Origin of the sequence: Myxococcus sp. CA039A (genome assembly GCF_013336645.1) — a bacterium.
Lineage (GTDB): Bacteria > Myxococcota > Myxococcia > Myxococcales > Myxococcaceae > Myxococcus > Myxococcus llanfairpwllgwyngyllgogerychwyrndrobwllllantysiliogogogochensis.
In genome coordinates, this window is sequence record NZ_JABUMQ010000114.1 from 15,844 (window position 1) to 29,939 (window position 14,096).

The 14,096-nt window shown below is 69.4% G+C and carries 5 protein-coding genes; 3 read left to right on the forward strand and 2 right to left on the reverse strand.

Translation table 11 applies throughout. The features are described from left to right. The first annotated feature begins 70 nt into the window (after nucleotides 1-70). Both HR086_RS20175 and pbpC read left to right on the forward strand, forming a co-directional pair. Nucleotides 71-5,812 carry an alpha-2-macroglobulin gene (locus tag HR086_RS20175; RefSeq protein WP_174466419.1) on the forward strand — a complete coding sequence of 1,914 codons (5,742 nt, stop codon included), beginning with the start codon at nucleotides 71-73 and terminating at the stop codon, nucleotides 5,810-5,812. 1 nt (nucleotide 5,813) lies between these two features. Beyond that, on the forward strand, nucleotides 5,814-8,186 hold the full coding sequence (pbpC, locus tag HR086_RS20180; RefSeq protein WP_174457205.1) for a penicillin-binding protein 1C: 2,373 nt from the start codon (nucleotides 5,814-5,816) through the stop codon (nucleotides 8,184-8,186). A 16-nt stretch (nucleotides 8,187-8,202) separates the two neighbouring features. On the opposite strand, the gene HR086_RS20185 is transcribed toward pbpC, so the two are convergent. Next, nucleotides 8,203-9,957 (reverse strand): CotH kinase family protein, encoded by a 1,755-nt coding sequence (locus HR086_RS20185; protein ID WP_174466420.1) that lies wholly within the window; start codon nucleotides 9,955-9,957, stop codon nucleotides 8,203-8,205. A gap of 345 nt (nucleotides 9,958-10,302) precedes the next feature. Between HR086_RS20185 and HR086_RS20190 the strand changes: the two genes are divergently transcribed. After that, nucleotides 10,303-10,770, forward strand: a complete 468-nt coding sequence (locus tag HR086_RS20190; RefSeq protein ID WP_174457203.1) for a DUF2892 domain-containing protein — start codon at nucleotides 10,303-10,305, stop codon at nucleotides 10,768-10,770. Between the two features lie 67 nt (nucleotides 10,771-10,837). Here the strand turns inward: HR086_RS20190 and HR086_RS20195 are convergent. Next, a partial coding sequence (locus tag HR086_RS20195) for a tolB protein precursor protein (protein ID WP_254626399.1) occupies nucleotides 10,838-14,096 on the reverse strand: 3,259 nt, incomplete at its 5' end.

Consider the following 14,096-nt stretch of genomic DNA (forward strand, 5'->3'; position numbering starts at 1 on the left):
CCCCCTCGATTCCAGACGTGCGCGCCGTCGGCACGTCACGTGAAGAACAGCTGGTACCTCCGGAGGAACCATGGGTTCGCAGTCTTCAGTCCTGACCACGCCGCACCGCGCGACACGCGCGGGCTGGCTCTTCGCCGTGCTGCTGGTAGGCACCTCGCTCGCGGGCTGCCAGAAGGAGAAGGAACCCGCGACCTCGCCTCCGCCGGCGACCACCGAGGCTCCGCGGGTGACGGGGACAGACGCCGGAATCGCCGCCGCCCCGGCGCCGGTGCCCGTCAAGCCGGAGTCGGTGACGCCCATCATCAGCGCGCCGGGCACCGAGAGCGTGCTTCCCCAGCGCGTCGTCATCGAGCTGGCCCGCTCGCTGCGCCCGCCGGATGGCGAGGTGAAGCCGGGCACCGTCGTCAACATCGCGCCCCGAGTCGCGGGCAACCTGCAATGGAGCGGGCCGTCCACGCTCACGTTCAGCGCCACGGGCTCCGGCTTCGCCTTCGAGACCGAATACACCGTGACGGTGGAGTCGCTGGAGACGGACGCTGGCGTGGTGAAGCCGCCCTCCGAAGGTGCGTGGACCCATCGCTTCACGACGCCCGCGTTCCGCTTCCTCCGCATGGAGCCCAAGCAGTTCGACCTGCTCAAGGGCCGCGTCGAGCTGGACCTCGCGTTCTCCGGCCCGGTGGAGCCGGCCGCCCTGCGTTCGCGCGGCTCCTTTCAGGTGGGAGGACAGGCCATCACCGACGTGAAGTGGCGCACCGTGGCCGGCAGCCGTGACGTCGTCACCGCGCAGCTGGCCCACCCGGGCCTCAAGGGCGGGGCCACTGTGCGCTTCGTCCTCCAGGCGGGGCTCGCCTCGGCCACGGACGGGAAGGCGCGCGCACCCGCGGCGGAGTCCACCTTCGTGCTTCGCGGTGGCAAGCGGCTGGACATCACCGGCATCGCCCGTCAGAGCGGGGCCTCCGGGCACTACCTGGAAGTGAGCTGCCGCGACGTGGAGATGTCCGCTCCGCCGAGCCCTCGGCAGAACATGGACTACGACGAGTTCTACTGGGACTCGAGCAACCGGGGCTGTGTCCTGGACGATGCCACGGCCGAGGCCGCCATCCACCTGACGCCGCCGGTGAAGGTGTCCGTCGCCCCCTCGCGGCGCGGCTTCCGCATCTTCGGTGACTTCAAGCGCGGCGTGTACTCGCTGCTCATCGGCGCGGGGACGACGTCCGTGGGCAACGGCACGTTGCTGGCGGACTTCGTGGAGGACCTCTCCGTCCCGGCCCGGCAGCCGCAGCTCTCGTTCTCCTCGGCGGGGCGTTACCTGCCGCGCAGCGCGTGGCGCAACCTGCCGCTGCAGCACCTCAACCTGGACAGCGTGGAACTCACCATCCGCAACGTGCCGCCGGAGAACCTCGTCTTCTGGATGAGCGACGACCAGCGCGAGGTCGCCGACGAGCGCACGTCCAACGTGGTGGTGAAGAAGACGCTGGCCCTCCAGTCCCCCGCGGACACCCTGACCACCACCTACGTGGACGTGGCCAACCTGGTGCCGTCCACGACGCGCGGACTCGTGGAGGTCTCCGTGAAGAAGGATGACCTCCAGGCGGCCTCGCGCATCCTCCTCACGGACTTGAGCCTCGTGGCGAAGCGGGGCGGACCCGCGCCCGGCTCCACGGACCGGGGCGAGGTGTGGGTCTGGGCGCTCGGCATCGAGAGCACCGACCCGGTGTCCGGTGTCGAAGTCACGCTCGTGAAGAAGAGCGGCCAGTCGGTGGACCGCTGCGTCACCAAGGGCGCCGACGGGTGCATGCTGAAGGTGCCCGCGGCGGGCGCGGACGACAGCGAGCCCTTCGCGCTCATCGCCCGTCAAGGCGAGGAGCTGACGTACCTCAAGTACAGCGAGCTGAAGATGGAGATCGCCAACTCGGACGTTCAGGGCGAGCCCTACCGCTCCGAGAAGGCCTACCGCGCCTCCCTCTGGTCCGACCGGGGCGTGTACCGCCCGGGAGACACGGCGCACGTCGCAGCCGTGCTGCGCGGCCAGGATGACCTGGCGCCGCCCACGGGCATGCCCGTCGAACTGGTGGTGGTGGATGCGCGCGAGCGCGAGTGGAAGAAGGTGCCGCTGAAGACGAACGAGGCGGGACTCGTCTCGCTCGACATTCCCTTCGAGGCATTCCAGGACACGGGCCGCTACCGCGTGACGCTAAAGGTCGCGGACCGGGACGTGGCCTCCTACGCCTTCAGCGTGGAGGAGTTCGTCCCCGAGCGCATGAAGGTGACCGCGACCACCGAGGCCCCCGGCTACGTGCAGGGCGTGGAGCTGCCCGTCGCCGTGGAGGCCGCCTATCTCTTCGGCGGCTCGGCGGAAGCAAGCCCGGTGGAGCTCAACTGCCGGCTACTGCCGTCGGACTTCAAGCCGAAGCAGAACGCCCAGTTCACCTACGGCCTGTGGCGCCAGGACGGCAAGGAGCCGCGTCCCGTCACGCTGGGGCAGGCCAAGGGCGTGCTGGATGCGAAGGGCCAGGCGGTCCTCAACTGCCCGGCGCAGGCGGCCATGGGCGGTCTGCGGGGCGCGGCGAAGCTCAGCGCGTTGGTCAGCGTCTTCGAGTCCGGCAGTGGCCGCTCCACGGTGAACGAGGCCAGCGTGCCCGTGCATCCGGAGCGCTACTACGTGGGTCTGCAGGCCAGCGTGGGGAAGGTGAAGGCCGGCAAGCCCTTCACTGTGACTGGCGTGGTGGTGGACTGGGACGGCAAGGTCGTCACGTCCGGCTCACTGGCGCCCAAGTCGGTGGAGGTCGAGTACGTCCGCCTGGAGGAGGAGTACGGGTACTACTACGACGAGTCGGAGGGGTATGACCGCTACCAGCGCTACCTGCGGCCGATTCGCGAGGGCAGCGCCTCGGCGAAGGTGGTGGACGGCCGCTTCTCCCTCAGCGTGACGCCGGGCGGAGATGCCGCGGGCTATCTGGTGCGCGTGCGCTCCGGCAATGCGCAGACGGACCTGGAGCTGGAGGGCGAGGGTCGCTACTACTGGTGGGGCGAGGGCTCGCGCGTGGACCAGACGCCGCGTCCGCTCAAGCCCACCTCGCTGGATGTCGCGGTGCCGGCGCAGGCCCGCGTGGGCCAGGCCATCACCGTGAAGGTGAAGGCTCCGTACAAGGGCCGGATGCTCTTCACGGCGGAGACGGACCGCGTGCTCGCCACCGAGTGGAAGGCCGTGGAGCCGGGCGAGGTGACGTGGACCTTCACGCCCAAGCAGTTCGCGCCCAACGTCTACGTGAGCACCTTCCTCGTGAAGGACCCGCATCTGGAGTCCCGCGAGGCGTTCATGCCGGACCGCGCCTTCGGCGTGGCCAGCGTCACGCTGGAGCCCGTGGACTTCACGCAAGCCGTGACGCTGAACGTGCCCAAGGAGGTCCGCTCCAACGACACGCTCAACGTGGACCTGGACCTGGGGGCGCTGGAGGGGCCGACCTTCGCCACGGTGGCGGTGGTGGACGAGGGCATCCTCTCCCTCACGCGCTTCCAGAGTCCGGACCCGCTCAAGCAGATCTTCACCAAGCGCGCGCTCGGCGTGGGCACCTACGAGACCATCGGCTGGACGCTGCTCGTGCCGCCCGGCGGCAACTCGCGCTCCACGGGTGGTGACGCGGAGAGCGATGCGAGTGGCCGGGTGCAGCCCGTCAAGCCCGTGGCGCTGTGGAGCGGCGTGGTGCTGGTGCCCGCCAGCGGCAAGCTGCGCCTGCCCTTCCAGATTCCGCAGTACCGGGGCGCGGTGCGGGTGATGGTGGTGACGGCCGGCCCCAAGCGCCTGGGCCGCGCGAGCGCGCAGGTGCTGGTGAGAGACCCGCTGGTGCTCCAGACGACGCTGCCTCGCTTCCTCACGCAGAACGACGAAATCCAGGTGCCCGTCTTCGTCACCAACCTGTCCGGCAAGCAGCAGGACGTGAAGGTGACGCTGGGCGCGGAGTCGCTGCCGGTGCCGGGCCTGTTGCAGCCCGCGACGGCGTCGTCGCCGCTCCAACTGCTGGGCAAGAGCGAGGGTCGGGCCCGGCTGGAGGATGGCAAGTCCACCACCTTCGTCTTCCAGGCGCGCGCGGTGCAGGCGGTGGGCGCCGCGCGGCTGAGCGTCGTGGTGGAAGGCGGTGGCTACACGTCGAAGGAGACGCTGGATGTGCCGCTGTCCCCGGCGGGCCCCCGCGAGCGGCGCGTGCAGCGCATCGAGCTGGCGGAGGGCGTGACGGACCTCTCCAAGCACCTCCAGGGCTGGGTGCCCACCACGGAGCGCTCCACGCTGTGGGTGACGACCAATCCCTATGCGCAGTCGCTCCAGCACCTGTCGTACCTGGTCCAGTACCCCTATGGCTGCATCGAGCAGACGACGTCCTCCACGCGTCCGCTGCTCTTCGTGTCGGAGCTGGTGGACACCGTGGACCCCACGCTGACCCAGAAGGGCTCCGTGGGAGACATGGTGCTGGCGGGCATCAACCGCGTGCTGTCCATGCAGACGTCCTCGGGCGGCTTCTCCTACTGGCCGGGCTCCACGGAGCCGGTGGAGTGGGGCACCGCGTACGCGACGCACATGCTGCTCGATGCGCAGAAGCTGAAGTACCCCGTCTCGCAGGACCGGCTGAACGACGCGATTCAGTGGATGAGCAGCCGCATGGGTTCCTACGAGAACGCCGCGGTTCGCTCGGATGGCCGCATCAACAGCGAAGAATCTTACATGCACTACGTGCTGGCGGTGTCCGGCAAGGGCCGCAAGGCGCGCATGTTGAAGCTGGTGGAGACGCTGGCCGAGAAGTCGAAGAAGGGCGCGCTCGATGGTCAGGAGCGTGAGGACGACTACATGCTCAAGGCCGGCCTGTGGCTCGCCGGAGACCGCCGCTACGAGAAGGAGCTGCGCACCCCGGACCTGTCGCCCGTCACCGACGAGCGCAAGAACAGCTGGTCCTTCTACTCGGACCGTCGGCGCCGTGGCTTCATGCTGAGCACGTACCAGGACCTCTTCGGCAACTCCGCCGCGGGGGAGCCCCTGGCGGCCATGGTGGCCGAGTCCCTCCAGGCCCACACGAGCAGCTGGTACACGACGCAGGAGCTGGTGTGGGGAATCACGGGCCTGGGCAAGCGACTGCAGGGCGCGGCCTCGCAGTTCACTCCGCCGGTGTTGACGGTGGACGGCAAGGACGTGGCGTCGCTGCAGGCGAAGGACGCGCGCGCGTCGGACCGGACGTGGGCCCTGGCTCGGGCCAGCGAGCGCAAGCAGCTCCAGCTCGACGTGAAGTCGAAGGACGCGGGGAAGCTGTACCTCGTGTTGAGCAGCGAGGGCGTGCGCGCGGACGGACAGGTGCGCACCGGAGGCGAGGGCCTCACGCTGAAGCGCACCTATCGCAAGCAGGACGGCACGGAGCTGAAGCTTCAGGCGTCGCCCCTGGCCCTGGCGGAGCTCATCTACGTGGAGCTGACGCTGACCAACACCACGCACGAGCGGGTGCAGAACATCGCGCTGGTGGACCGACTGCCGGCGGGCTGGGAAATCGAGAACGCGCGGCTGGGGCGTGGCGGCTCGGTGGACTGGGTGGGCGCGGACGCGCTGTGGACGCCGGACTACGTCAACATCCGGGATGACCGGATGGAGGTCTTCGGCGCGCTCGGGGCTCGGGAGTCGAAGAGCATCGTGTACGCGGTGCGCGCGGTGACGGCGGGGGCCTTCACCCTGCCGACGGCGGAGGCCGAGGCGATGTACGACCCGCGCATCTGGGCCCGCGAGGGGGGTGGCACGGTGCAGGTGTCCGGCCCGTGGAAGGACAGCCTGCTCTGATATGCGCCGCGCTCGCCACCTCCTGAAGAAGCTCGTGTGGTTCGCCGTGGGGCTCGTCGGCCTCACGGCGGTGGGGGTGGCGGCGGCGTGGGTGTTGCCGCTGCCGTCGCGGCTCTCCGCGCCGCCCTCGGTGGTGCTGGAGTACCGCGATGGCACTCCGGCGCATGTCTTCCTCGCGCCGGACGAGCGGTGGCGCATCGCCGCTCCGGCGGAGCGCATCGACCCGGCCTACCTCCGGGCCCTGCTCGCGTTGGAGGACAAGCGCTTCTATTCCCACCCGGGCGTGGACCCGCTCGCGGTGGCGCGCGCGGCCGTGCTCAACCTGACGCGAGGCCGCCGGGTGTCGGGCGCGTCCACGCTGACGATGCAGCTGGTGCGTATGCTGGAGCCGCGTCCGCGCACCTTCACCTCGAAGATGGTGGAGGCCTTTCGCGCGGTGCAGTTGGAGCTGCGTCTGACGAAGCAGGAGGTGATGGGCGCCTACCTCCAGTTCGTCCCGTACGGTCGCAACGTGGAGGGCGTGGAGGCCGCGGCGCTCGCGTACTTCGGCCACACGGCGGCCCACCTGAGTCCGGCGGAGATCGCCACGCTGCTGGCGGTGCCGCAGAACCCCAACCGTCGTTTCCCCACGACGGAGAACCGCGCCCGGCTGCGCGCGGCCCGGGATGACGTGGCCCGACGGCTGCTGGAGGCCCACGCCCTCCCACGCGGCCCCGAGGGCGCGACGGTGTCGGCCGAGCAGGTGCTCGCGGAGGTGCATGCCTCCGCCGTGCCCCTGGACTTGAAGGCGTTTCCTCGCGAGGCCCCGCACGCGGCGGTGTGGCTCCGGGCGCAGCGCCCTGGGCAGACGCGGCTGCGCACCACGCTGGATGCCGGCACGCAGCGGTTGGTGGAGCGGGTGATGCGCGACGGGGCGAAGGACCTGACGTCGCGCGGCGTCCACAACGGCGCGGCCGTGGTGGTGGAGCGCGAGCGGGGCGAGGTGCTCGCGCTGGTGGGCAACTTCGACTTCTTCGACGAGAAACACGGCGGACAGATTGTCGGCTTCGCCGCGCCGCGCTCTCCGGGGTCGGCGCTCAAGCCGCTGCTGTACGCCATGGGCATCGACCTGGGGCTGGTGGGGCCGGAGCAGCTCGTGGCGGACATCCCCACGACGTACGGCGGTTATGCCCCGCGCAACTTCGACGGCCGCTTCCTGGGCCTCGTGCGGCTGGAGTACGCGCTGTCCCAGTCGCTCAACATGCCCTTCGTGCGGCTCCTGGAGCGCGTGGGCGTGGAGCGCTTCCTGGGTTCGCTGCGCACTGCGGGGGTCGCAAGCCTCGTCCCGGAGCCCGGCTACTACGGCCTGTCCGCGGCGGTGGGCGGCATCGAGGTGACGCCCCTGGAGCTGGCGGGGGTGTACGTGGCGCTCGCGGGTGATGGCCGCACGCGGCCGCTGCGCCTGCTGGAGGAAGGGCAGCCGGTGGAGTCCCCCGTGGAGGTCATGTCTCCGGGGGCGGCGTGGCTTACGCGCAAGGCCCTGTCGCTGAAGGACCGGCCGGACTTTCCGGAGCGGCGCCGGCTGACGGGCCTGCCCGCGCGCGTGCACTGGAAGACGGGGACGAGCTTCGGGCACCGGGACGCGTGGGCCGCGGGCTCCGGGCCTCGGCACACGGCGGTGGTGTGGCTGGGAAATTTCGACCACTCGCCGAGCGTGCACCTGGTGGGCGCGGATGCGGCGGGCCCCCTGTTGTTCGACATCCTCGAAGGCGTGGGTCCCCGGGGTCGCTCGCTGCCAGAGGATGAAGTGAATGCGCCGGACGACTTGATGCGCGTGGAGGTCTGCGCGTACTCGGGACATCTGCCGACGGAGGCCTGCACGCAGCGCAAGGAGGTCTACGCGCGGCGCTCGGCGGTGCCCACCGCCCGCTGTCCCTACCACCAGCACGTGGAGGTTGACGTGGCCTCCGGGCTCGCGGTGGGGCCCACCTGCCGCGCCGGGCGGAAGACGGAGTCGCGGGTGTTCGTCACCTGGCCCGCCACCATCCGCCGTTGGCTGGAGGAGCAGCACCGCCGCCTGCCGGAGCCTCCCTCGGCGGCGCCCGGCTGTGAGCCCGGTGGCGAGCGCGCCGCGCCCAGCATCGTCTCGCCCGCCCAGGGCCACATCGCGCTGCTGATTCCCGGAGTCCCTCCGGAGCAGCAGGAGATGCCGCTGGAGGCGGAGGCCTCCCACGAGCGCGCGCTCACCTGGTTCGTGGACGGCGCGCTCCTGGGAACGGCGCGCGCCGACGAGCGCATGTGGTGGAAGCCCTCGGTGGGCTCCCACGAAATCCTCGTCACGGATGACCGGGGACTCAGCGCGAAGCGCACGCTCGTCGTCCGCGAGCGGCGCTAAGGCGAAGCACTCCGGCTCAGCGGACCTCCCAGCCCTTGTCGCCGCGCTCGTACTGCTGACCTGCGCGCAGCGCGCCGTAGAAGAGGAAGTCCTTCACGCCCACGACGGACTTCCCGTCGAACAGGCCCAGCTCTCCCTTGGGCATCAACTGGATGCCCAGCTCGGAGAGCTTCAGCCGCACCTTCGCGCCCGGGGCCACCGTCACGTCCGGCAGCACCGCGCCCACGGGGGTCCTCACCAGGGTGGGTGCATGGTCGCTCTGCGCCAGGCTCACCCGCAGGTTCGTGGTCAGCACCATGCCCTTGAGCGACAGCGCCACCGTGCCCCGGTTGCCCACGTCCACCCAGCCCGCCACCGGGTCGAACGCCTCGAACACCAGGGGCGAGCCCTGGGCCTTCAGCCGCGCCCAGTCCTTCTCCACGAAGGTCCGGCGCTCCTTCACGTAGCGCTTCATGTAGTCGCGGCCCGCCTGGAACTGGGCGAAGTCGGTGTACGGGGCTCCACGCATGTGCGGGGTGATGAGCGCGTGCAGCGCGTCGATGTACGGGTTCATCACCTCGGGGGTGAACAGCTCGTCGAGCGCCTTGTCGAGCCGCGCGCCCAACTGCTCACGCAGCGCGGGGTTGGCCAGCACGCGCGTGCCCAGGTTGGAGAAGACGGGCAGGTAGCCGGGATAGGACTGCGTCTCCGTCTTGCGCTGCAGGTACATCCTCTCCGTCCACGCGTCCGTCAGCGTGAAGTTGAACAGCGGGTGGCGCATGTTGTTGGAGCTGGTGCTCATTCCCTCCACGGGATTGAGGTACCACCAGCGCGCGTCCACGTTGTTGAGGTCCCAGGGCACGTAGGACCACTTCGCCACGGCCCGGTCGTAGATGAAGTAGCTCTCCGAGTCCTCGACGAAGTTGTTGGACATCAACGCGTCCAGCACCATGGAGCGCAGGTAGTGCTCGAGCTGGAGGTGTTTCTCCAGTGCTTCGGCGAACTGGGGCTCCGGCGTGTGGTTGATGACGTCCAGCATGGCGAGGAGCGCGTCGTCCGGTTGCTGCTCGTTCGTCTTCTTCGTCCAGTCACCCTGGTAGGGCACCTTCCACGTCTTCAGCTCGCAGTCCTTCCAGCCGCACCGGTAGATGGTGGCATCGTCGTCCGCGAAGGCGTGGGCCTTGAGGAAGGCCTTGTTCACCTGCTCGATGTCCAGGAACACGCCCTGGTACTGGCCATTGAGCTTGAGGCGCACGTAGGTCGCCTTGGACGCGGGCACGCGCATCGCGGCCATCAAGTCGAACGCCATCTTCTCCGCCAGCATCGTCGCATCGGCGAACTCGGCCACGAGGTTGAGTGACGTGCGTCCCTCGAACCGGGCGTCCTTCTCGAAGCTCACGTTCCAGCTCTTCTTCGGGAAGTAGCGCGCGGAGGCACCTCGCAGGCGCACCTTCACCTGATACGTCGTCCCGCCCGCCTTGAAGACGGCGTCCTGCTCCGGCGTCCACACGTCCGCCTCGAACTTCTTCATCGCCGCCTCGGGGATGATGAGCTCGTACTCGGGCACGCTCGCTTGCAAGGCTGGCATCGTGAAGGGCCGCTGGGCCTCGGGCGTCACCGGAGGCGGGTCCACGGGGGGCGGGTCCACCGGCGGAGGTTCCACGGGCGGATTTGTTGGAGGCGGCTCCTCGATGATGACGGGAGGCGATTGAGTGGGCGAGGACGGGGCTCCAGAGCCGCAAGCCCACAGCCACATCACCGGAAGGCAGAGCAAGAGTCGTGAGCGAGTCATCGCCGGGTGTTGAGCAAGGCTCGTGCCTCATGGAGGGAGACGTGCGCCGCTCGAAAGTGAACGAAGCCAGTGCCCTGAGACGCCGTGGGGTGGGTAGTTGATGAAAGGGATTTCCCTTCCTGGTCCGGTCATTTGCTTCACCCTGGAGGGCTGAGGACCCGTCGACCCCTGGGTCGGCGTGAGGGCTTCTTGAGAAGGGGCTGAGTCGCACGCGAGCCTCCCTGGTGGGGCAGGCGGGCAGGCAGGGAAGCCTTCTTCCCTTCTTCCCACCGCTGTTCCCGACGCGGAACGTCGGGCCTAGCTTCTTCAGGAAGAGGGGAGCGCCGCGACAGGGAGACGCCCGCGATGGAGACCTGGAACCAGTCGTCTGATTCCGCCCGCAATCACACGCCGCTGATGGTGAACCGCCGTATCGACGAGCATGTAGAGGCGTGCGTGCGGCACATGGCGACGCACGCGGACCGGCCGGAGATGAGTCGCTACCTCCAACGGTTGGAGCGCGAGTGGGACCTCAACCGCGCCGTCATGGTGGGCACGGCCGCGATGGGGGCGCTGGGCCTGTTGCTGGGCAAGAAGGATGGCGGCCGGTGGCGGGTGCTGAGCGCCGTGGCCGCGGGAGTCCTCCTCCAGCACGGCGTCTTCGGCTTCGGGCCCTTGTCCGCTCCCTTGCGCGCGCTGGGCATCCGCTCGCGCCGGGAAATCGACCTGGAGAAGTTCGCCATCAAGGCGCTGCGCGGTGACTTCGAGCGCATCCCCAATGACGGCGGGCCCATGGCGAAGGCCAACGCGGCGCTCGTGGCCGCGCAGTCCTGACGCCGCGTCCCCAAGCCTCACCAGCCCCCGCTCACCTGATGAAGGGAGCGGGGGCGGCCTTGTCGCCTCAGTGCCGAGGCGAGGTGTAGCCACCACCCTGCGCCGGCATCAGCGCGGGGGACCCGCCCTGGGGTGGGCCGTTGTTCGTCGCGCCGGTGTTCCCCTGGTCGAAGAAGCCGTTGAGGCCGGCGATTCCCAGCGAGAAATTCGTCACCCAGCCGGAGTCCGGCTTGCCGGCCTTGGCGCCGATGTCGAGCGGCCTGCCGAAGTGCAGCCGCAGCAGCAGGGGCCCCAGCGCCAGGTTCACACCGACGACGGCGTTGAGCACGCGGTGGTCCCACAGGTCCTCGGCGCTGTTGCCCACGCCACCCACGTCCATCGCCGCGATGGCTTCCAAATCACTGAGGAAGGCCACGCGGATGATGTCGTTGAGGGGCAGCTGCAGCTCCAGCGTGGCGTAGGTGAAGTTGCGGCCGAGCAGCCACCGCTCGTCGCCGAAGTTCACGCCGCGCAGGGTGTCGAACGACGACAGGAAGTAGGAGCGCGCGTAGCGTCCGCCCAGCGTCGTACCCGCGCCGCCGCGCAGGAACAGGTGGGTGCGGCCGTAGATGGGGAAGTAGCGCTCGGCATCCAGCCGGAGGTTGCCGTAGGCCTCGCTGTCGAAGGGCTGCACGCCCAGCGTCATCTCCAACAACGCGGAGCTGCCCGACAGCGGACCGGTGGCGTAGTGGTATTTGAGGCTGTCGTAGCCCACCTGTCCGCTCAGCTCGGTCTGGAAGCGGATGGAGCCGTTCTTCGCGTTCCACAGCGACAGCAGCTCCCGGTTGGCCTCGTTGCGGTCCGCGAAGAAGAGGCGGAACTCGGTCTGGTCGTCGAGGAAGTACTTGGTTCCGCCCATGCTCAGGTCGCCCTGGACGAAGAAGAACGTGCTCAGGGGATAGCGCAGGCTGCCGAGCGCGCCGAAGTACCGCTCCGCCGACGTGAAGAAGACGGGCAGGTCGTCGAACGTCTGGTCCACGCGGAAGCGCAGCGACTGGAACAGACCGCCGCCCCACGTCGTCCGGCCCGCGTCGTTGATGTACAGCATGTAGCCGTCCGTCAAATCGAAGCTGCCGTACACCGCCAGGGTGAGGATGAACTGGTGGTCCCTCATGCGGTCGCTCGCCGCCGCGAAGAGCTGACCGACGAAGCCGCCGCCGCCCGCGCCCGCGAAGCCGAAGATGGGGCCGAACTCCAGGTTCTTTCTCGCGAAGGGCTCGTACGCCTGCGCATCCGTGAGCGGGCGCACCGCCAGCGGGTTGGGCGGCTCCGGAGGAGGCTCCGGCGCCACGTCGAGCGCGAGCATGCGCGGAGGCCTGAGCACCGCGGGCTTCCGCTCACCCGACACGTGGAAGAGCATCCACAGGCCACCCTCGGGGCCCGGGCCCGGCTCGAAGACGCCGGTGGTCAGGTCCGTGCGGCGCACGATTCGCCCATCCGCCATCAGCTCGTGCAGGTCGGAGCTGCTGTTGTTGAAGGCGGTGAAGAACACGCGGCCGTCGACCAGGGCCAACGGGTCCGCGTGGTCTCTCTCCTCGCTCGTCAGCCGCTCCACCTGGCGGGGTGCGTCCAGCTTCACTCGGAAGAGGTTGAACTTGCGGTGCGACGTGGCGTCCGACGTGAAGACGATGCCCGCGGGGCCCCACGTCACCTGGCGCTCGGAGAACACGTCGTCGGTGAGCTGCAGGGGCTTGGCGTCCGGGCTCGCGTTCAGGTCGATGACGTAGACGTCGCGCAGGCCCTCGTCCTGGATGCCGATGAAGGCCACGTAGCGCCCATCCGGCGAGAGGGCCGGCGAGTACGCCGCGAGGATGCCGTGCTTGTCGATGCGGTAGGCCTTGCGGTCGCCCACCTCCAGTTGCACCGACGTGCCCACCTCCCGGTCGATGCCGGTGCGGATGGGGTTGCGTCGCACCAGCACGTCGTTGGCGCGCTTCTCCACGGTGTGTTTGTAGTCCTGCACGTAGATGATGTCGCGACCGGTGATTTCGGCGACGAAGGCCAGCTTGTCCTTGGACAGCGCGAAGCTGCGGCCGGAGATGGGGTGCAGCGACTCCACGCCGGGCACGCCGTCACCGGCCACCTTCACCGCCTTGTCCGGCGCGCGCGGGTCCATCACATACAGCCGGCTCTCGCCGGTCTCGGGGACGATGGTGCGCAGCGCCAGCAGGGTGCCGTCCGGCGAGCTGGACATCGCGGTGATGTAGCCCGGGGCCTTGTCGAGCAGGTCCAGCGCGGGCGCGGACTGCTCCGAGCCGAGGTACGTCTTGTAGGCCCGGCGCTTCAGCCAGTTCTCGAACCGCGCGGACAGCCGCTTCGGATCATCCCCCGTCAGGCGCTCCAGCAGCTCCTCGAACTTGAGCGACGGGGAGTCCTTCGAGCCGCCCACCAGCCGGGGCGAGTCCTCCAGCACGCGCTGGATGAAGCCCTTGCCGTACTCCTCCTCGAGGAAGGCCACGCGCACCTGACCGACCTTGTAGATCCACAGGTAGCCGTAGGGCCCGGGGGAGAAGAAGTCGAGGAAGGCGTAGCCCTTGTAGAGGTCCGGATTGACGAGCAGGTCCCGGACGAGCATCTCCGCCTCGGGGTCCATGCCGCGCTTGGCGTAGAACTCGGCGATACCTTCGATGAACCACAGCGGAATCGCCTGGAGGGGGTCGCCGAACACCTTGGCCTGCTCGGCCACGGTGCGCGTCTTCTGGATGGTGAACTGGTGCGCGAGCTCGTGGGTGCTGATTTCCTCGAAGAGTCGGTGATCACCCAGGTACGGCAGCGTGAGCTTCAGGTCCTCGGTGCTGGTGACACCCAGGGTTCCCTCGGACAGCGGGAAGAGGTTCGTCTGAAGGAATTCCTGGTAGCTGCTGTAGAGGATGTACGGGAAGGTCTCCGTGGGGACGTACTGGAAGGTGTCCACCAGGTACCGGTACGCCTCTTCGATGAGCGGCGCGGCGCGCTCGGCGACGACGCGCTCTCGCTCGTAGAAGTAGAAGCGCACGCCGCCGGCCTTCGCGCCGAGCGACTTCGCATAGGTGTAGTTGAAGCCGCCGTCGGGGTTGCCGCCCAGCGCGGGGCCACCGAGCGCGGGCCCGCTGCCGAGGGCCGGGCCGCCGTCTCCGAGCGCGCTGCTCAGGGGCGTGCCGCCGTCCTCTCCGCCCGTGACGCCCGCGGTGGCGCCCGAGGGAGGCGTGCCGCCGTCCTCGTTGTCCGCGACGGCTCCCGTGGGAGGCGTGCCCGAGTCCTGCGGCTCCGCGAGCTGAGGTGCGGGGCTGGGGGAGAGGGTGGTGGAG

Coding starts and splice junctions, on each gene's coding strand:
- HR086_RS20175 (WP_174466419.1), top strand. CDS start 71: ATGGGTTCGCAGTCTTCAGTCCTGACCACGCCGCACCGCGCGACACGC.
- pbpC (WP_174457205.1), top strand. CDS start 5,814: ATGCGCCGCGCTCGCCACCTCCTGAAGAAGCTCGTGTGGTTCGCCGTG.
- HR086_RS20185 (WP_174466420.1), bottom strand. CDS start 9,957: ATGACTCGCTCACGACTCTTGCTCTGCCTTCCGGTGATGTGGCTGTGG.
- HR086_RS20190 (WP_174457203.1), top strand. CDS start 10,303: ATGGAGACCTGGAACCAGTCGTCTGATTCCGCCCGCAATCACACGCCG.